The 21,435-nt window shown below is 31.5% G+C and carries 16 protein-coding genes and 1 pseudogene; 9 read left to right on the plus strand and 8 right to left on the minus strand.

Annotated features, from left to right (window positions below; all coding sequences use genetic code 11):
* On the minus strand, nt 1–85 hold an 85-nt coding region (locus IJ258_RS03625), incomplete at its 3' end, for an adenylosuccinate synthetase (RefSeq protein ID WP_292803100.1).
* A gap of 171 nt (nt 86–256) precedes the next feature.
* Between IJ258_RS03625 and IJ258_RS03630 the strand changes: the two genes are divergently transcribed.
* The 5 genes from IJ258_RS03630 (at nt 257) to IJ258_RS03650 (ending at nt 6,881) form a co-directional block, all read left to right on the plus strand.
* Nucleotides 257–2,149, plus strand: coding sequence for a histidine kinase dimerization/phosphoacceptor domain -containing protein (locus IJ258_RS03630; protein WP_292803060.1), 1,893 nt, complete (start codon nt 257–259; stop codon nt 2,147–2,149).
* Complete coding sequence (locus IJ258_RS03635; RefSeq protein ID WP_292803063.1) at nt 2,146–4,017, plus strand: sensor histidine kinase; 1,872 nt, start codon at nt 2,146–2,148, stop codon at nt 4,015–4,017. Before IJ258_RS03630 ends, IJ258_RS03635 begins: the two co-directional genes overlap by 4 nt.
* Before the next feature lie 84 nt (nt 4,018–4,101).
* The gene (locus IJ258_RS03640) at nt 4,102–4,512 is read left to right on the plus strand and encodes a response regulator (protein WP_292803066.1); all 411 of its coding nucleotides are present in this window, start codon (nt 4,102–4,104) and stop codon (nt 4,510–4,512) included.
* 6 nt (nt 4,513–4,518) lie between these two features.
* Nucleotides 4,519–6,267, plus strand: coding sequence for a glycosyltransferase (locus tag IJ258_RS03645; RefSeq protein WP_292803069.1), 1,749 nt, complete (start codon nt 4,519–4,521; stop codon nt 6,265–6,267).
* A complete protein-coding gene (locus IJ258_RS03650) occupies nt 6,264–6,881 on the plus strand; it encodes a hypothetical protein (protein WP_292803072.1) in 618 nt (205 codons plus the stop codon). Before IJ258_RS03645 ends, IJ258_RS03650 begins: the two co-directional genes overlap by 4 nt.
* Nucleotides 6,882–6,984: 103 nt before the next feature.
* On the opposite strand, the gene IJ258_RS03655 is transcribed toward IJ258_RS03650, so the two are convergent.
* The 4 genes and pseudogenes from IJ258_RS03655 to IJ258_RS03670 form a co-directional block, all read right to left on the minus strand.
* Nucleotides 6,985–7,578, minus strand: coding sequence for a hypothetical protein (locus IJ258_RS03655; protein WP_292803075.1), 594 nt, complete (start codon nt 7,576–7,578; stop codon nt 6,985–6,987).
* Between the two features lie 4 nt (nt 7,579–7,582).
* The gene (locus IJ258_RS03660) at nt 7,583–8,182 is read right to left on the minus strand and encodes a DUF6891 domain-containing protein (protein ID WP_292803078.1); all 600 of its coding nucleotides are present in this window, start codon (nt 8,180–8,182) and stop codon (nt 7,583–7,585) included.
* Entirely contained in the window at nt 8,172–8,864 is a 693-nt protein-coding gene (locus tag IJ258_RS03665) for a DUF6882 domain-containing protein (RefSeq protein WP_292803081.1), read from the minus strand. The genes IJ258_RS03660 and IJ258_RS03665 overlap by 11 nt, the downstream gene beginning before the upstream one ends.
* Before the next feature lie 9 nt (nt 8,865–8,873).
* A pseudogene (locus IJ258_RS03670) lies at nt 8,874–10,108 on the minus strand (LL-diaminopimelate aminotransferase).
* 303 nt (nt 10,109–10,411) lie between these two features.
* Between IJ258_RS03670 and IJ258_RS03675 the strand changes: the two are divergent.
* Entirely contained in the window at nt 10,412–11,884 is a 1,473-nt protein-coding gene (locus tag IJ258_RS03675; protein ID WP_292803084.1) for a hypothetical protein, read from the plus strand.
* 23 nt (nt 11,885–11,907) lie between these two features.
* On the opposite strand, the gene IJ258_RS03680 is transcribed toward IJ258_RS03675, so the two are convergent.
* Both IJ258_RS03680 and IJ258_RS03685 read right to left on the minus strand, forming a co-directional pair.
* A complete protein-coding gene (locus IJ258_RS03680; protein ID WP_292803102.1) occupies nt 11,908–12,366 on the minus strand; it encodes a hypothetical protein in 459 nt (152 codons plus the stop codon).
* Between the two features lie 15 nt (nt 12,367–12,381).
* Nucleotides 12,382–14,052, minus strand: coding sequence for a glutamate--tRNA ligase (locus IJ258_RS03685; protein WP_292803087.1), 1,671 nt, complete (start codon nt 14,050–14,052; stop codon nt 12,382–12,384).
* A gap of 91 nt (nt 14,053–14,143) precedes the next feature.
* On the opposite strand from IJ258_RS03685, the gene IJ258_RS03690 reads away from it, so the two are divergent.
* Genes IJ258_RS03690 through IJ258_RS03700 form a run of 3 tightly spaced genes read left to right on the plus strand, consistent with a single transcriptional unit; the run spans nt 14,144 to nt 16,425 of the window.
* Entirely contained in the window at nt 14,144–15,163 is a 1,020-nt protein-coding gene (locus tag IJ258_RS03690) for an aldo/keto reductase (protein ID WP_366514564.1), read from the plus strand.
* 1 nt (nt 15,164) lies between these two features.
* Nucleotides 15,165–15,614 (plus strand): GNAT family N-acetyltransferase, encoded by a 450-nt coding sequence (locus IJ258_RS03695; protein ID WP_292803093.1) that lies wholly within the window; start codon nt 15,165–15,167, stop codon nt 15,612–15,614.
* A 4-nt stretch (nt 15,615–15,618) separates the two neighbouring features.
* Nucleotides 15,619–16,425: a class I SAM-dependent methyltransferase gene (locus tag IJ258_RS03700; protein WP_292803095.1), complete on the plus strand. Its 807-nt coding sequence runs from the start codon at nt 15,619–15,621 to the stop codon at nt 16,423–16,425.
* A gap of 429 nt (nt 16,426–16,854) precedes the next feature.
* On the opposite strand, the gene IJ258_RS03705 is transcribed toward IJ258_RS03700, so the two are convergent.
* Complete coding sequence (locus IJ258_RS03705) at nt 16,855–21,174, minus strand: hypothetical protein (RefSeq protein WP_292803097.1); 4,320 nt, start codon at nt 21,172–21,174, stop codon at nt 16,855–16,857.
* Between the last annotated feature and the right edge of the window lie 261 nt (nt 21,175–21,435).

Here is a 21,435-nt window from a genome sequence, read left to right on the forward strand (position 1 = left end):
GTTTATCATTGTCACAGAGGTAAGTGATACATTTTCCTTTACCTTCATCCCCCCATGCTCCACCAACTAAAATACTACAAGTCATTTAATAACTCCTTAAAATTAATATTTCTGAAAATTTTATAAAATTTCCATAACAATAATATTATATTTTTACTGTTTAAAAAGCTTTTCCAAAACCAAAATTCACTATAATATAAATATTATATTAAATAAAAATACAATTCATATAATTTATAAACCTAAGGTAATTCGCATGCATATTGAAAAACAATATAGAGAATTAGAACAAGTCGAAGAGATAAGAGTTTATAATATTGACAGAGACGAAGTGTTTAAACATGTTAATCCGGTCAAAAAACCGGATAAAGTTCGTTTCAGCAATGTTATGAAGCATGTTCCTTCAGATATAAATGTTTTCCTGCCTATTGATGACGGTGAAGATTTTATTGTCGAAAGAATAGGCTGGAACTTACTTGAAAGATTAAATATAAAACTGGAAGATGTTGAAGGCCGTAAATTAAGTGAAACATCTCCATTTTATTTCGATTTATTCAACGATGCATTTAGAGAAGTTTTAAAAACTGGAAATACAAAAGCTATGAGGATGTTCTATTACCAAAGTGATAGAATAAATACTCTTGCAAATATTCATATCATTTCTGATGAAGGTGAAGTTTACGCAATTTCCGATATGAAAAAAACAAGTCCTAATAAAACAAAATCCCCTGAAGAACAAAAAAGAGAAGACGAAGAAAATAAAGCTACATTAATCGAGTATTTTTCACAAACAGGAAGCTATTACAAAATTCATGACGAATTTACATGGACCCCCGGAATTTATAACATTATAAACCGATCAAAACAGTCAAGTGATGCATTTTATAATATTATTTTTGATTTGGTAATTCCTGAAGATAAACCTCTTGTTGAAGAGCTACTTAAAACAATGAGCCCTGAAACTGACACTTACGAAAATATTATACGTATTAAAACTCCAGGAGGCCATATTAAATATTTGGATACATATCTTTATTCCAAATTTGATGAAAATGGAGAAGAAATTAGTCATTACGGATTGTTCAAGGACATCAGTATCGATTCACATAAACACATGACAAGACCTGTGGATTTCATGTTAAATGGATTTAATCATAATTCCAAATTATCATTACTCGTAGAACCGTTAAGCAAAAGATACGAGTTCAGTGAAGGATTCTACAAAATGATTGAAATCCCAAAAGACGAATACATACACGGCAAAGAAATAATTGACAATATCATTGAAGATGACGTTAGAAGAGATATTAAGAAACTAATTGCCGGGGAAATTGATGAAATTAATAAAGTATTCACTTATAAAGTCAATGGTGATGAAGACAACTTAAAAATATGCGAATTATTTATTGAAAGATTCAAATACGGTAATCAGGACCATAGTATCGGTTTTTTAACTGACATTACCCTTTCACGTCAAAAACAACAGGAACTGATTAAATCAAATGCAACAAAAAATATTTTAATTAAGGAAGTGCACCACAGAGTTAAAAACAACTTACAGGTATTGAACAGTTTCTTAAACCTTGAAAGAAGAGCATATGGCGACAATCCTAATCGTATATTGGACAACATGCAAGCACGTTTGTCATCACTTGCTCTGCTTCATGAAAAGACCTATAACACTGAAGATTTCATCAATATCAATCTTGAAGATTATATGAAGGACCAGGACTCAACATTGCATATGTTATTTGGAGCAAAAGACATCAATTTTACATCTGAAGTCGACCCTGAAATTCATTTATCCATTGATGTGATTACCCCATTACTACTGATTGTTGATGAACTGACAATGAATGCAATCAAACATGCATTCCCTGATCCGGATATGCCTGATAAAACAATTTCTAAAGAAATTAACTTTATCAACGAACATGTTTGTGAATTAATCTTAAAAGATAACGGAGTTGGATTAAAAGACCCTAATGCATTAATTAACCATAATTTAGGTTGGGAAATAATTAATAATCTAACTAGACAAATTAACGGAAAATTAGAAATTTTAGATTGTGAAGTTGGAACCGGATTTAAAATAGTGTTCCCAATTAATTTTGATTACCATATTGATGAATTGGAGGGAGAAGCATGAGAATAGAAAAACAATATCGTCAACTGGAAGATGTGGAGGAAATAAACATCTATGACATCACGGAGAGTGAGTTATTCCAATATGTTGACCCTGAATTTGAAATATTCGAGGCGCCATTTGAAAAAACATTAAGAAATATCAGTAATGATTTGGATATTTTTGACCCTATAGATGATGGTGAAGATTTTGTAGTTCACAGATTAGGTTTAGGTACTCTTTTAAGAGGACATATCAAACAAAATGATGTTAGTGGGCGTCGACTTAGTAAAACTTCGCCAGGTTTTTATAAAATTTTAAAAGAACCATTAAAAGAAGTTTATAAAACCAATAAAACTAAAAAGATGAGATTTTATTATCATTTTAATGAGAAATTAGCAAGATTTTCCAATGTTAAAATCATTTATGACATGAATAAAATCATTTTAATTTCTGACCACAGAGACAACAGAGAAACTAGCTTAACTGTTCCTGATGATGGAAAATCTGATGAAAAAGCTAATTTAATTGAATATTTCTCACAAACAGGAAGCTATTACAAAATTAATGACAGATATTCATGGACTCAAGGAGTATACAACATCCTTAACAGAACCAGGGAAGAAAACGATGAATATTATAACATTGTATTTGATTTGGTGATTCCTGAAGACAAACCTCTTCTTGAAAAGGCATTGAAGGAACTGGATGATGGAAAAACCAACTATGAAACAATTTTAAGAATATTAACTGATGATGAAATATTGAAATATATTGAAGCAAATCTTTACTCAAAATTTGATGAAAATGGAGAATTGATAAGTCGTTATGGTTTATTTAAGGATGTAAGTACAGATTCCACCAGAAAAATGACAAGACCTGTCGATTTTTTACTTAAAGGTTTTAAAAACAACAAAAAATTAGCATTACTTATTGAACCATTAAATACAAAACATTATGAGTTTTCCGAAGGTTATTTCAACCTTATTGAAGAAGACCCAGAAACTTATTATCACTCCCGTAAAGTAATCGAAAATATCGTAGAAGAGCCTATCCAATGTAAAATTCTAGAATTAATTAATGGAGAAACCGATGAAATTAGTGAAAAATTCACATATAATGTCCATGGTGATGAAAACAATCAAAAAATTGCTGAACTTTATATTGAAAGATTTGAATTCGGCGATACAACCCACAGTATCGGTTTTTTAACTGACATTACCGAAGACCGTAAAAAACAGCAAGAATTAATTGAAGCTAACGAACACCAGAAAATCTTGATTAAAGAGGTTCACCATAGGGTTAAAAATAATCTGCAAGTGTTAAACAGTTTCTTAAACTTAGAAAAAAGAGCCTATAAAAACAAACCGAACGTTATTATTGACCATATGCAATCCAGGTTATCTTCACTTGCAATTCTTCACGAAAAAACCTACAATACCACTGACTTTAAAAACATTAACCTTAAAGAGTATATTGTAGACCAGGACAGTCAATTGAGAGGATTGATCGGTCTGAGAGATGGAATTGAATTTGAATCTGAAGTTGAAGAAGATTTAAACTTAACAATTGAAGTCATTACCCCATTATTATTGGTTATTGATGAGTTAACCATGAATGCAATAAAACATGCATTCCCAGACAAAACAGTGCCTGATAAAAAGATTATCAAGAAAATTTACAGAATTGACAATGAACATGCCCAATTAATACTGAGAGACAATGGAGTAGGTATTGAAGACCCTCATACTGTGACAAGAAATCTGGGATGTGAAATTATTAAAAATTTAACTAAACAGTTAGATGGACATATTGAACTATTCCAACATGAGAATGGTACCGGCTACAGGTTAACATTCCCAATTAATATGGAACATACGATTGAAGGATAAAGTTTTAATAAAATCGAACAAAAAAGACCTAAACTATAAATAAAATGAATAACATAAAAGAAAAATTGTTATGGATGGATAATTATGAACGAAAGAATATTAGTAGTAGAAGATGAAGCTATTACAGCGTTGGATTTGAAATACAGTTTGGAAGAATTAGGATATGAAGTAATAGACACAGTAGATACCGGACAAGCAGCAATCGATACAGCAGCAGAAAAAACTCCAGATGTAGTTTTAATGGATATTAAGTTAAAAGGCGATATGGAAGGTATTGAAGCTGCAGAAGTAATCTCCGAATGGCACATACCAATTATTTACTTAACTGCAAACACAGACACAGACACATTCGAAAAATCTAATGTAAAAGGATCATATGGATTTGTTTCCAAACCATACGACATCAACAAACTAGATAAAACTCTTAAAATTACTATCAACAGAGCCAAACTTGAAGCTAAAAAATTAAATGACGCAAGCGGCTTTACAGAATAGATTTAAATGACTGAATTAGAATTAATCAAAGGAAAACCTAAGATTTTTACGATTAGCTCTGATGAAGAATCATTATCTTTAATAAAGGAATTTGTTGAAGATTATGAATATGAATTTGCAGGCAGTGCATTTGAAAAGGAAGATATTTTTAAAAAATTAGATAAAATATCTCCCAACCTAATTTTTTTAGATACTGAAATAGAAAACATTGATTTAGTTGAGCTTGCAGGAGATTTGGAACTTTTTAATGTACCTATACTCCTCATTGTCGGAATGTTATTTGACGAAACTATCGATTCACTATTAACAAATAACCCTTATGGATTTCTGCTCAAGCCATTGGAAGATGGAGAAGTACAAAGAGCAATGGCTGTTGCTATTAAAAAGCATGAACAGAATATCATCAATGTTAAAACTGCCCAAGCAAAAATTAAAGAAAAAAATACAGAATTGGTAATCGAAAAATCAGATTCAAGTTTTCTTTTAATATTATGTATGGCATTAATTATAATGGCATTGCTTACTAGAAATGCAACATGGTTACAATGGTTGCTTTTAATCCCTACCTTAGCTATGCTTATCAATTCTCTAGTAAGTATCAAAAAACAAGCCCCACTAATCCCATATGAAGACGATGAAGAATTGCCATTCATTAGTATTTTTATTCCAGCTCACAACGAAGAAAACACCATTGAAGCAACTGTAAGAAGTATCTGCAACTCTGAATATTATAAAGATGAAGAATATAACTATGAAGTAATCGTAATTAACGACGGGTCAACTGACAGCACCGGTGAGATATTAGCTGAATTGAAAAAAGATATTCCTCAGCTTAAGATTGTTACAAGACACCCCCCAAGATCAGGAAAAGGTAAGGGATTCGTTTTAAATGATGCTTTAACATTATCCAGGGGAGAAATCATTGGTGTTTTTGATGCAGACACACAAATTAAAACTGATTATCTGACTACAATTGTCCAATATCTTCACGGAGACATTGATGGTGTGCAATCAAGAGTTAGAATGTTTAATAAAGATGAGAATTACTTAGCTCGTATGCAACACATCGAATTTGCGAGTTTTGGAAATACACTGATTGCAAAAGACAACCTCGGAAGTACAGGATTTTTAGGAGGAAACGGACAATTCGTAAAAAAAGATGCAATCATCAACAGTGGCCGATGGGACGGATTTGCAGTAACTGAAGATTTGAATTTAGCTATAAAAATTATCCTGAATGGTGGAAAAATACGTTATTGCGGCGAATGTTCAGTATATCAAGAAGCAGTTACAGAATGGAAAGCATTTTTCAGGCAAAGAGTAAGATGGGCAATAGGAAACTTTGAAACATTATTTGTTTATCTGCCTCAGATTTTAAGAGCAAAAATATCCATTCCGAAAAAATTCAATATCATCGAACACATTTCATTTTACAGTTTTAACCTGTTGATTTTCTTTGGATTTTTAATAACCATTGCAAATGCAATTTCCTGGTTTATATTCCATGATGTGACCATGATTAGAATGGAAGCACCATTTGTTGTAGGTGTTTTATCGGTTATTGCATTTTTCCCAGGAATTATTCTGGCTCTTTCAAGAGACAAACCTGGTGCTCAGGAATTCATAAAAGACATTGTTAAATATTATATTTATTGTTTCCATTTAATTCCATTGTTTTTTATGACAATGAAAACAATGATTACTAGAAAAGAACGTAGATGGGCTAAAACAGAACATAAAGGAGGTAAGAAATGAGAAGAGAAGATAAGTTACATGGAATTATAATTATCATTATCATTATTTTTATCGCTGCAAACATTAATGGAATTAATAGTTTCTTAAGTGTAAAAACTGATAAAACAACTGACTTCGGACATAGTGTGACTGTTGTTCCCCAATCATGGAACACTACTGAAGAGCTAAATCAGACAAATCAGTCTAAAACTCCTCATGCCATTACTAACGAGTATGTTTATATTGACCATTGGGACGATTGGCCCGAAGACCATATAACCTCCATATCGGAAGCTAAGTTTAGGGCAATGGAAGATGGAGGTTATAAAGTATTGAAAAATGAAAACAGTACAATTAGTGGAGTTACTGTTTCCAAGCAATATTTCTCTAATCCTTCAAGAGACAATGAGTTTATTTGGAGCCATGTGGGCGTGAATTATGTATTCCCTAAAGAGGATACAAATTATGCAATACAAGTCCATTACTTCACAAGCCATGATTATAATAACACAACATTTATTAAAGAAGTTGATGATCGTATTGAAGATGATATGAGCAATATCCACAACAATGAGTACAACGGATTTTTCTCAGGAATTTATCACATTTACGAATTCATCAGAAACCATATTTAAATTAAAAAAATGATGGATAATTTTAATAGTTATTTAAAAAACTATTAATTTAAATATCCATTAAACTAATTTTTTAAATAGTTAAAATAAAAAGAGTATAAAATTATTTTTTAGTATATACCAACGGATGATTTTCACACATTGGGTCTTTAATGATATTTCTTTTCAGATGATAATTTAAAAAATAAAGCATCCAATCATTTGAAAGTTCCCTTAAGGAAACATCATCAAGCCTTTCAAATGGGGTGAAGAAATCCATCTGATTAGCACCAACAGCAAAAGCTACTTCATCAGCTTCAACCAGCATAAAGAAATCATTACGGATATTATGAATGTCAAAATCATCAATTGATGAGATAGTCTTTTCACTTTTAAAGTTATAGAAAAATTTATTCAGATATTCAAAATCAATGAATCTGATATCTTTTACCTTGAAAAATACTTCTTCACTAAGCAATTGGTTTTTAAAATCATATTTGGATAAAAAATCAATATCCCAGATATTGTTGTAAAAAATTGTGAAAAAGGAATCCTCAGCAAAACGAACAGTCAAAGACATTTCCTCATCACCCTTAGGCTTTCCAAGTTCAACATCCTTAAAATCTATATAAATGGAATCCTGAGCTATTTCAATTGAAGTCCATTTACCAGAATTAATTATAACATCACGAATCAATTTTAATGACCTTGTATTCATTTACTCACCTACTAGAGAAAACATCATATGCCCCTTCAATTTCATATTCCTTATCACAGTCATAAGATTTATCCCATATGAACGGATTAATTTCAATTTGGTTGTTAACACTTTCATCCCAAACAATAGTGAAATCTTCCTCTTTCAGATATTTAAAAACAGTTTTACCAATTTCCAATGCTTTATTTTCATCATTTTCAAAATCTGCAAAAGTGATTTTTAATTTTTTATCAAAAATCGCATCTTCAACATCCTCAAAAGTATAAAAGCAAAATCCCTTTGGATTGAAGTTATTATTCATTAGATGAACATTCAGTTCAAATGCATCGCTGACTCCTTCCTCAATATCATAACCGCAATTATGAATAGCTACAATATCTTCCTTGGCAAGTTTTGTAAATGCATTTTCTAATTTTGAGAAATTCTCATTTGAAAAATCATTCAATGAAATATTAAACTTAGAAAAATCAATTTCCTCTTCAATAAATTGATCTTCCAAAATTTCTACAATTTCTTCTATTGAAAAGAATCCTGATTTAGTAAGCAACTCAATCATAAATTCGATTTCTTCGACTAAATCAGCATCCATAGATTCACTCTTCATCTTCACCAAACATCAATATACGAGTTACATTTCCTCTTTCAGTAAAACCTGCCATCACACGTGCTTCTCCAATTTTAGCAAGTGAAAATTCATCATGAGGCTTGTAAATATATCCTTTAAGTTTTGTATATGCTTCAAAAGCAATTTTCGGATAAATATTGAAATTTTTCTGGAAAGTGTAATATGTGTTTCTGAATTTTTCAACAGAATTATTTTCTTTGATTAAATCGGATTTAATCAATACAAATATGTCCAAACCTTCCTCAGAAACTGCATAATATGCATCCATTCCTAAAATTGCAGTGGAAGTCATTGCTAATGTGTGACAATCATCAAAATCAGCATTTAAAACAGGACTTTTGAATTCATTAATATCGAATTCATCCCCAATGCCTTTAATTTCACAGGCAGAAGTTATTAAGTTTTCACCAAATATATCTTCATTATCCCATGCCCAAGACCACTGTTTTGCATCTTGCATGTAAAATCCTAAGATTTGAACAGGAAAAGTGATATCTCCAAAGGTTATTACACCTTTTTCAATATCTAACTCACCAATAGTTTCACCAATTAATTCAGATAAATTTTCTTGCTTATCCAGTGCTAATGCACCATATTTTGATAAGATTACTTTAAAGGAATCATCTTGTTCGATAGTTATTGGTTTTTCTATTTTTTTCAATTATAACACCTAAAATTCTAATTTTGAAATTCTATCCATTGCTTCAATAGTATTTTCTAATGTATTAAATGCAGTAAGTCTTAAATAACCTTCACCACTTGGTCCGAATCCTGAACCAGGAGTACCAACTACATTAGCTTCATTTAACAATATATCGAAGAAATCCCAAGAATCCATATTATTAGGAGTTTTTACCCAAATGTAAGGTGAGCTTACACCACCATAAACTTCCAAGCCAATGCCAGTTAAGCTTTCACGTATTACTTTAGCATTTTCCATATAGTAGTTTACTACTTCTTTGATTTGTTTTTGACCTTCTTCAGAGTAAGTTGCCTCAGCAGCTCTTTGTACAGGATAAGATACCCCATTGAATTTAGTAGTTTGTCTTCTATTCCATAATGGATTGATTTCCACTTCTTCACCATCTGCAGTGTATCCTTTTAATTCTTTAGGAACAACTGTGTATGCACAACGGGTTCCAGTAAATCCTGCAGTTTTTGAGAAACTTTTGAATTCAATTGCAACTTCTTTTGCTCCTTCAACTTCATAAATACTGTGAGGAACATTATCTTCATTTATAAATACTTCATATGCTGAATCAAAAAGAATTATTGCATTATTTTCACGAGCATAATCGACAAATACTTTCAACTGGTCTTTAGTTAATGTTGTACCTGTTGGATTATTAGGATAACATAAGTAAATTATATCAACCGGTTCAGATGGAAGTTCTGGGACAAAACCGTTTTCAGCATTGCATTTAAGATAAGTTAAACCTTCATACATGCCATCATCGCCCATTTCACCAGTTCTTCCAGCCATTACATTAGTATCAACGTAAACGGTATAAACAGGATCTGTTACAGCTATCTTATTGTCAATTCCAAAAATTTCTTGAATGTTTCCAGTGTCACATTTTGCTCCGTCACTAATGAATACTTCAGAAGTTTCAAGGTCAATTCCATATTTATTATAATCATTTTTAATAATAGCCTCAGCTAAAAACTCATAACCTTGTTCAGGACCATATCCCATGAATGTTTCACCATCAGCCATTTCTTCGACTGCTTTTTTAAATGCATCAATGACTGCTGGAACTAACGGTTTTGTAACATCCCAATACCCATTTTTATGACATCTGCATCAGGATTATTTTTTACAAATTCTTGTTCTCTTCTAGCTACCTCTACAAAAAGATAACTGCTTTTTAATTTTAGATAGTTTTCATTAATCTTAACAACCATGATTAATCCTCATCAAATATTAATCAAATGTATATTGTTTTTTAGAATATATAAAATGAATGATTAACAAAAATTACTTAAAAACCATTAAAACGATGAAAATAGCAGTTAATTAAATAAAATAAATTTTTAAAATGATAAAATTATTAAATTTGAATAAAATATATTTCATTATTGAAATAAATTAGTCATTATTGATTATTTAAAAAATAAATAAATTTGAGACTTTAAAAAATATGCATGAAAATATTTAAATTAATGAAAATGACATAATTATATATAACTAAATAAGGGTTGGGAAAAATGATAAGTTTAATTACTATTTTAATTTGGGTAACTATAGTAATAATCGGTGCAATAGCTATAATAGCTGTTAAACTACATTATAAAGGCGATGAATTAGAACACGAAGAAGGATCAATACTTCCTAATACAGAAATCATTAATGAAGCATTGAACATTGGAAAAGAAAAAATCAACACTCGAAATAATAATAATTCTTCAACAAATGCTCCTCGTAGTTTATCACCAAACATTCCTCACCAAGAAAGCAATCGTGCCTTATTTAGAAAGAGTACTGAAACAAAAAGCAATAACAACTCATACATTTCTCCCGAAGTGGAAAACAACAACTTAAAAAATTATGAATATGAATCTCAAAATCAGGTACTTATAAATTATGATAATACAATTGAAAAATTTCAAGAACCAATTAAACAAAACCAGATGGATATTATGACTCAAAATAACAAAGACTCAAGCGAATTAAAAGACTTATTTACAATTGATGAATTGATTAAAGAATCAAAAAGAAAAGACAGTGAACGAGAAAAAGAATCTCAAAAAATCAAAACTGATAAAGAGGACAAAGAACTAACTGAGATTAAAGAGAGCATTAAAAATAAAACACCAGAACCTTTAATTGAAGAGGTTATTGCTGAAGACAAAGAAGAAACAATTACTGATTTAATTAAAGATGATTCCGAGTCCAGTGAAAGTGAAACTCCTTCAGTTGCTTCACAAAAAGACATTGATGAAGCAATAACTACTGCCACAAAAGAAAATGAGGAAAAAGTGGAAAGCATTTCTGAAGATGAAAACATCACCAACGTTTTATTAAATCAGGAAGCAAAAGAAGAAATAGCTGAACCTGCTTTAAAAACACCTCATAAAATTGATGACGATAAAGATTATAAATTAGGCGCTTCAATTGATGATGCCAACTTATTCGGCAGTGATGAAGAAGACACAATGGATTTGGATTATAGAAAAGATTTAGATAAAGTTAAAAATAAGATTACCGGATCAAAACTATTCCAAGAAGTAAAAGACAAATTATCTTCTGAAACTGAAGAAATTCCACAACGTGAAGAACCACAGGAAGACTTCATAAGAACTGTCAATGAATACGATGAATATGAACCAATCATTAACGAAACACATCTTGACATTGATGGAACCTATGAAGAATATCATGACCAAAAATTAAGACAGGAAAATACCAGACGTGTATTTAACCTGGCTAAAAATTCACCTGAACCGGAATTAGCTCAACCTAGAGTAGGTGAAATAAAAAATAAACCTTCAAGAGACAACATTAAGATTAACTTAAACAATGATGAAGTTGTACTTAAAAAAGGTGACGAAATCATCTACAACCATGACGGAGAAACTTACTCCAGCCAAGTTTACGCTATTAACGGTGATGAAATAGCTGTAAGATACAGAGGTAAAAATATTAAAATCAAAGCAAGTGATGTTAAAAAGATATATTAAAAATATCTTTTTTTACACTTTTTTTATTCATGGTTAATTTTATATTCACCATTTTCAACTATGTATTTAGGCACACTAATTTTTAAAGAGCGAATAATGTTTAAATAAAAATCATCCAATTCCCTGTCCGCATAAGGGTATGTGAATTCAAAAATGTAGAGATTATCATCTTCCACATATAAAAATTCGTTACGTCTGATTTGATTTTCACCATCTGAAAATGAGGAAACAATCATATAATAAATATCTTCATTAATAGCGATGAAATCAGACTGAATTAAATCGATTTTATCATTATTTTCCAAGTTTTTTTCAATATCTGCACGGATATCAGGTAGACCTACAAGAGTAGGAGTAGTTGAAAACTTTATTGACATTGGTATTTTAGTATTAACAAGGTACAACTCAGTAAACTGATCTTTAGCATTGATTGGCTCAAAATCTTCTGGCATTTGAAGAGTTGAAAACCCGTTTGTAAACATAGTCACTCAAATCACCTACTTGTGTGCAAAGTAAAATATCAGTTCATCATCAGTTATTTCATCAAGACGTGCAAAACCGACTCTTTCAAACTGAACTATATCCCCAACTTTTAAATCATTAAGGGCACCTTCACCAAGTCCTGTTTTAACTGATGCATCATCCATGACGATTTTAACATTAACATTATCTTCAACTGGAACCCATTGAATGATTCTTGCTTTAACCTGTCTTGCATCTTCAAAAGAAGTTGAATGATATGTTATACTTTCACCATCAATATCAACATTAACTGCATCCATTAATCTGAATATTCCATCATTTATGTCAGATTCAGCAAGATAAGCTTTACCGTCAAATGGAAGGATTCTGTTACCCCTATCCTCATGGTCTGCATGCAATGGCCTTTCAATATTCACTTTACCATCACTGTAACCTTCAACTTCGATTAATTGAGGATTTTCACAGAAGAAATACCTGTTTGCAATTGGCTCTAAAAAGTTACGGTTTTGACCGTAAATTTTCTTCCAGCTGATTGCAGAATCCGCCATTTTAACACCAATTTCAATGATTAAATCATAAATGGTTTTAGCCTGAATTCCTCTTCTTGCAATAGCTCTTAGAGTTCCAAGTCTAGGATCATCCCATCCACTATAAGTGCCGTTTTCAATACCCTCTTTTGCTTTTGAGGTACTGAGTGCAATATCTTCCATTTTCAATCTGCCGTAATGAATATATTCCGGTACATCCCATCCCATATGTTCATATAAGTATTTTTGTTTTTCGGAATTTGCCAAATGGTCCTTTCCTCTCAAAACATGAGTCATTCCCATTAAATGGTCATCTACTGAAACAGAGAAGTTCATCATTGGGTAAATTCTATATTTATTTCCCAATCTTGGATGGGTTTCATCGACCAGCCTCATTGCAACCCAATCACGAATTGCAGGATTTTTATGGTTAATATCTGTTTTTACTCTAAGTACTGCTTCACCCGCTTCCATAGTATCAAATTTCTCCCATAATTCAAGGTTTTCTTCAACACTATTATCACGGCACGGACAAGGTTTGCAGTTATCTTTGAGTTCTTTAAATGCAGCGCCATCACAGGTACACATATAAGCTGCACCTTTTTCGATTAATTGACGTGCATAATCATAATAAATTTCAAATCTGTCTGACTGATAAACGATTTCATCAGGATTGACCCCTAACCATTTTAAGTCTTCAGGAATCATTTCATAAGCAGGTTCAAATACTCTTTTTGGGTCAGTGTCTTCAATTCTTAAAATTAGTTTACCGTTATGTCTTTTTACATATTCGGCATTTGGAACCGCTGCACGAGAGTGTCCGATATGCAAGGGTCCGCTTGGGTTTGGAGCAAATCTCAAAATAATGTTTTCATGTGTTCCCGGAAGTTCTTGAAGTCCCACTTCTTTAACTTTAGGCTTTTTAGTTTCAACTTCAACGCCTAATTTTTCCATTTCACTAGCTTGCTCTTCTGGAGATAAAGCATTTACTTGTGCTACGATTTTACCGGACATCGGACCAATTTCTTTTGCTCTGCTTCTAAGTTCAGGTTCGTTTGACATGATTGACCCCATAACAGCCCCAGGATTTGCAGATCCTTTATGCTTAGCTGCATTGAGTAAAGCATGCTTATAGATAATTTCTTCTAAATCATTCATTTAATCATCACAATTTAATAATTCAATTATAAAAATAAGTAATATTATTTATTAAATTGAAGATATATAAACATTAAGAATTTATATGGGCATGAATAAAATGAGGCTTGGAAAAACAAATTTAGAAGTGAATAAAAATGGATTTGGTGCTCTGCCTATTCAGAGAAGAAACGAAAAAGATTCGATTGAAATATTAAAAACCGCATATGAAAATGGCATAGATTTTTACGATACTGCACGTTTTTACACAGATAGTGAGGAAAAACTTGGAAAGGCATTTGAAAATATTCGTGAAAACATTTACATTGCAACTAAAACCGGAATGGAAACAGTTGAGGAATTCTGGAATGATTTGGAAACTTCTCTTAAAAACTTAAGGACAGATTATATTGATTTATATCAATTCCATAACATCTCTTTTTGCCCAAAAGAAGAGGATGATTTATATAAAGCCATGCTTGAAGCTAAAGCTCAAGGTTTAATTAATCATATTGGAATAACAACACATAAAATTACCATAGCTCATGAAGCACTTGATTGCGGTCTTTATGAAACATTACAATATCCTTTTTCGTATTTAAGTGGTGATGAAGAACTTAAGCTTGTTGAGAAATGTAAGCAATTGGATGTTGGTTTTATTGCGATGAAAGCAATGGGCGGAGGATTGATTAAAAATTCCAAAGCAAGTTTTGCTTATATCAATCAATTTGATAATGTATTGCCTATCTGGGGAATTCAGAAACTTGAAGAACTCAATGAGTTTTTATCATACGATTCCACTACAATTTTAAGTGAGGAATTAAAATTAGATATTGAAAATGATAAAGAAGAACTTGGAGTTAATTTCTGTAGAGGTTGCGGATATTGCATGCCCTGTCCTGAGGGAATTAACATTAGTTTATGTGCAAGAATGTCACTCTGGATGAGACGTTTTCCAACTGAACCGAATCTAGATGAAACAACACAGGAAACAATGAAAAAGACATTGGATTGTATTGAATGCTATGCATGTGTTGATAACTGCCCTTATGAACTTGATATTCCCGAACTTTTAAAAGAAAATTATGAAGATTACCAAAATGTGTTATCTGGAAAAACAGTTATTGAATAAAATGAGAACCATTTTAACTAATGAAAAGGATGACAGATTTCTGAAACTTGTAGAAGAGTTAGACAGAGGATATTATGAACGTATTGGTGATGAATTATCAAAATATGATGATTATAATGAGTTTAAAAGTCCACATGTTGTGATTTTACTCTTAAACAATGATAATCCAATAGCATGTGCCAGTTATAGAGTCTGCAGAAAAGATAGCGTTGAATTTAAAAGAGTATATGTAAAAAAAGAATATAGGAAACAGGGAATTGCATTTAAACTCATAAAACAACTAGAACAAGATGTCATAGGTAAAAATTTCAAAAATTCATTCATTGTCACAGGAAAACAAAATTTTGCTGCAATTAAATTATATGGAAAATTAAATTACAAAACAATACCTAAATTTGGTCAGTTTAAAGATGATGAAAGCGTAATCTGTATGAAAAAAGAATATGGGTGATATTATGAAGCAATGTATTGAAAACCCTAATGATGTTGACTGGGTGAAATTTTGGCAAGAGAAATTAGCAAATAAAAATGATAAAGATTGGGACAAGGCAGCCGCCGGATTTTTTAAAAGAACTCGTAAGGATGACTATCAAGTAGCCTTATTTGATAAACTGATTTTAAATGAAGATGATACTGTTTTAGATGTTGGTTGCGGTGAAGGCTCTGTGACAATCCCCATTGCAAATAGAGTTAAAAAAGTTATTGGACTTGATTCTTCACCCAAAATGTTAGAATTTCTAGAAAAAAGAGCTTCTGAAAACAATATTGATAACATTGAAACTGTTTTGAAACCTATTGAGGAAATTAGTCATGAGGAAATTGGTGATGTTGATGTTGTTGTCTGTTCAAGATCACTGAACGGTATTATTCCAATTGATAAAGTATTATCCGAATTAAACGAGATTGCCAACAAATATGTGTTCATAACCATTTTCGGACCTGAAAACAAAAAAATCGAAAAAGACTTTGATAAGGAACTTGGAATAAAAACAGAGGATTTTCCGGACTACAATTACTTCTTCAATATACTATTTAACATGGGAATTTACGCCAATGTTGAACGCTTTGATTTGAACAATTACAGAGAATATGACAGCATTGAAGAGGCAATGGACAATGGCAAATTCCGTCTTGACTTATATTCAGATGAAGAAAAAGAGATGTTAAGAAATTATTTAGAAAGAATATTAACATATGAAAACGGCAAATACTTTAATGTTAAGGATAAAGCCGATTGGATAATGGTTTGGTGGAAAAAATAGAAAAATTAGTCCTTAACTTCTTCAAAAAGTTCAGAACCCACATCACATAACGGACAAACCTAATCTTTAGGCAACTCATCGAAGTGTTCAGATAATCCTTGTCCTTGATCAAAGGCAAAGAATGTTACTGTTCCAAGCTTTTTTTGATTACTTCATGGCTAACTATACTATTTTGATCATAATTCACTAATTCTTGAATATCTAATGCTTTTGATTTTTAATCTTCCATAATTCTTTTAATGTCGACTAAATCATTGAAAATTAGAGTTAATTTGCAAATGATATACTATCATCACTACATTAATAACAAAGAATTGACATTATCCAAATATTTAAAGAAAAGACATAACATACAAAAAGTAGACATTCGAAAATAAGATTATATCATTCATAAATAAAAAAAAGTAGGAAAAATAATTTCCTAAAAAATTAATTTTTTCTTTTTAAACCAACAAAAATTATGGAAAACAATGCCAAAATAAACACCACTAATGGGTTTCCTGTAGCAGGCAATGTTTCGAATTCAACGTTATTGCTTGAACCTGTAGACTCAGAAGGCTCATCCATAACTTCAACTGTAGCATTGTCTTCATTATTGTCCATGATTGGATCATTTGCATCACTAGTTACAGTTACATAGTTGATAACCTGGCCTGAAGATAAAGCCTTACATACAATTTGTAAAACGGCAGTTTCCCCAACTTCCAGATCATCCATTAACCAAATGAAACTGGAGGAATCGAAGTATCCTTTAGATGCTTTTGATGAAATGAATTTTACTAATCCTGAAATTATTCTATCAGTTACAACAACATTGACCGCCCTGTGAGGACCGTTATTAGTGACAGTGATTGTCCAAATTATTGTATCCCCAATTTTAACCTGTTTAACATTAGTTTTCTTAACAACTTCCAGATCTGCTTGGGAGCTAACCCTGACAGATGATTCATTTTTGTTATTGGAAATTTTTGGATCATAGGAAGAAGTTGTAACAGTAACAACATTTTTGATAACACCATTTGACATAGAAACCTTGGTGGTCAATTCTAATGTTTCAGAACTACCATTTTTCAATGTTCCAACATTCCAGACATCATTACGGTATGAACCAACGCTTGCTTTAAAATCAATCAATTTCAAACCAGAGGGTAACACTTCACTTACCAAAACATTTTCGGCAACATCTGGACCATGGTTGGTAACAGTAATTGTCCAAACGATTATATCATCAATGCTAGCATCGGTTTTGCTTACGTCTTTAACAACAGAAACATCCGCCATTGGAGGAATAATAATTGTTTCTGAATCATTGTTGTTGGACTCGTTAGGGTCATATGTGTCACTGGTAACATTAGCATCATTAGTGATTTTTGTATTAGATGCACGTACAATAACTTTAATGTTTAAAACTGCAGAAGCACCATTATCCAAATCTCCAATTGACCATTTACCAGTATCCTTATCATATTTTCCATTTGAATCATCACTGACATAAATTAAACCTTCCGGAAGCTTGTCATATGCAGAAACATTTTGAGAATAGGTTGGTCCTTTGTTTACAACTTTGATAGTCCATGTAATCAAATCCCCAGGATTTGGTCTGGTGTTTGAAACACTTTTAGTAAGTTCCAAATCTGCTTGAGGATTTATTCTGAATTGAGTTTCATTTTCAATTTGCTTATATAACCTGTCTTCAGGGTGTTCTGAATAAACAGAATATGTTCCAACAGACAAATTATCATTTACTAAAAAAGTCGCATTTCCATAAAGGCCTGTTTTCAATACTGTATCTACTATGACATCTCCAGATACTGTTCTGGAGGCAGATAATATGTTTGAATTGCTTTCTTTATTTTTAACTATTAACAATGAAACAATTTGTGAATCTTCTCGAGAATCTTGATAGATTACTTTTCCGCCCTGACTTTTTTCAGCCCCATCAACAGGATGAATTTCACTGTCCGTGGTTGTTCTAATACCTGTAGAGTGCTCATAAGTCACATTATGGAAGAATATGCTTGTTGGAATGTCATCATGATATATTGCATTAATAATATTGTCCCCACCGATAAGGGTGATATTTATTAACACCTGATTGGAACCGTTATAATAACTTGATTGTGGAGTGGCGGTTGTTATCAATAAATAACTAAATGCCTGGTTTTCCAAAAAGTCATCATCGGTTATGTGTAAATTTTCTCCCCTATTATAAATTGCAGAACCGTTACGTGCAGTGTTTCTATCGAAAATACTTTGGGAAATTTCATTGTTATTTCCCAGAATAAAAACAGCTCCACCTAACCCCTGTTCCATGTCTTCAGGATGAGGAACTGCATTATTATAATAGAATTCGGAGTTGACAATCCTTGCATAATCACCATGAGTATGTATAGCACCACCATGGATGGTAGCGTTATTATCATTGAAATAACATTCATCGATTAATGTGTGATCACCATAAATGTATATTGCTCCACCACCATTAGAGGCATTATTATGCTCAAAAGTTGAATCTTGAATGATACTATTATTTCCAAAAATATAAATGGTTCCGCGTGAGGAAGTATGGTTGAAAAATTCACATGTTTTGAAGGTTGTGTTAAAACCATATACATAAACAGCTGAACCATTACCTCCATAAGCAAAGTTATCATCGAAGTGAGTTAATTCCATTAATGTATGGTTTCCATGCACATAGATGGCTCCACCTTGACCTTTGCTTTCCTTTCCGGATGCAACATTATATCTTAAAGTATTATTGAATAAATGAGAATAGGAACCATAAATATAGATGGCTCCACCTTCAACATCCCAATCAAATACATCCCAACTCACATTACCTATCAAAACTCCGGGAATTTCATCATGTGCACTATTATCAATAAATGTAGAATTATGAATATCAATTGTGTTCCCATAAATGAAAACAGCTCCTCCCTTGGCCGCACTATTGTTTACAAAAGTACAGCCTAAAATATGGATTTCATTACCATTAGCCTGTATAGCTCCACCCAAAGGCGCGGTATTGCCTTCAAAATAACAATCCTTAACTGTTATTGTTCTATCATCCACATCCATATCTGACAAATTACCATAGAATGTGCTGATTGCACCGCCATAGAATTTGGTTGCCGTATTGTTTATAAAAACACAATTCTCAATTAGACAATGATTGTGAGGAGCCAATGCCCCACCAAGTGAGTTAAAATTATTCTCAAAATGACAATTGCGAATTATAGCTCCAGTGTCTTCACCGGCCACACAAACAATACCTCCATGATCATCATAATCAAATGCATCACAATCCAATTCTGCCGCTAAAAGACGTGTGTTAGAAAATGTGGAATTTTCCAAAATAATCCTTTCCTCAAAGGTAATTGACCCCAATCTCACAATACCTCCAAAAGATTTGGCAACAGTATTGTTAAATGTATGAAGATCGCTCACAATTCCCCTTCCGTGAATTCCAATGAATCCTGATTGAAATCTTTCACCATCAATTGGAGCACCAACATAATTATTTTCAATGAAGATATTTCTCATATCCACAGATACTCCATTTATTGAGTGAAATGCAGAACCATAAGTTACATCCCCATAAAAATAGTTATTATAAAACTGGAGATTATCCAAAATAATAGTGCCCCCTCCATTTAACCTAATCATGCCCCTAAAATAGCTATAACCAGTTGCATTATTATGATTAAAAGCAATGTCTGAAATATTTATTTTAGAATATGAATTTCCAAATATCAAACCGCCATAAACCAAATTATTGTCCATAGCATAAATATTATCGTCACATGTAACATTGGTTAAATAAACTTCAGAATATTGATGTGCATATAATCCACCACCATAAAATAATGAATTAGATTCAAATCTGTTTTTATTGAAATTGAAATTATTAATAGTTGCATTTGAATATTGCTGAAGATATATCGCTCCACCATACATACCCTTTGAAGATGAAATGTTATTATTGTAGAAATTTAAATTGTCAATCATCACATTGGAATATTGACCTACATTAAATAAAACACCCTGGATAGCATTTGTGCTAATGATTGTATTATTGGCAAAAGTTATATTGGAAGCGGATAATCTGGAATTTTTACCAATGAAAAATAGATTTGTTAAACTTGTATCTGAAATATATTGATCAGAGATAACAATATTTTTTAAAGTAATGTTACCCCCTGTAAAATACGCGAAATAACCATATCCGTTTTTCAGCACCAAATTTCTTAATGTGATATCATATGTGCCTGCGCTGTAAAAAATTCTAGAAAGATTATTTGCATCCAATGTAGATACTAAATTTCCGTCTGAGCTAGAGGAACCGTCAATAATAATATTCTTATTAATAGTTATAACATCATTATTCCCGTTATAATATTGTCCGTCTAAAAAGATTGTTTCTCCACTTATAGCATCATCTATTGTATTTTGGATATCTTTAAAAGTATTTCCACTAACAGTTTCAGTCAAAGGAGAACTGCTGTCAGATTCCGAAAAAGTTCCTTCCTCATTCAAGGATATTTTCTCATCGACATCATCCTCTGCAGATGCTAAACTTCCACAGTTCATATCACCAGAATCTGGCATCTGAATAGTGTCTGGAGAAGTTGAAATTATGTCATTATTGCCATTGCCCAATGTAACATTATCATTTGCAGTAACATCCGTTAAAGAAAACATTACAAAAATTAGCAAGATAATGGCCAAATAATGCACCTTAATTTTCATATCAAACCTCTTTAAATCTTATACGTTCTTAAATTTTCAAAACTTCGTTCGATTATGATTTGATTAATTAAATCAATCATAATCCATTAAACAAAAAAAAGTTTAATGAAGCTATTAATTACAATGTCGTCAACTTAATTTTTTCTAAAAATTCTTATTTTTCTTTTTATTAGTATATTATTACTTTATTGATAATATATAGTGTGTATCTTTGTTATTTTTTAAAAATAATATTTTATTATTTGTTGTTGTTTGTTTAAA

The sequence above is a fragment of the Methanobrevibacter sp. genome, from assembly GCF_017468685.1.
Classification (GTDB): domain Archaea; phylum Methanobacteriota; class Methanobacteria; order Methanobacteriales; family Methanobacteriaceae; genus Methanocatella.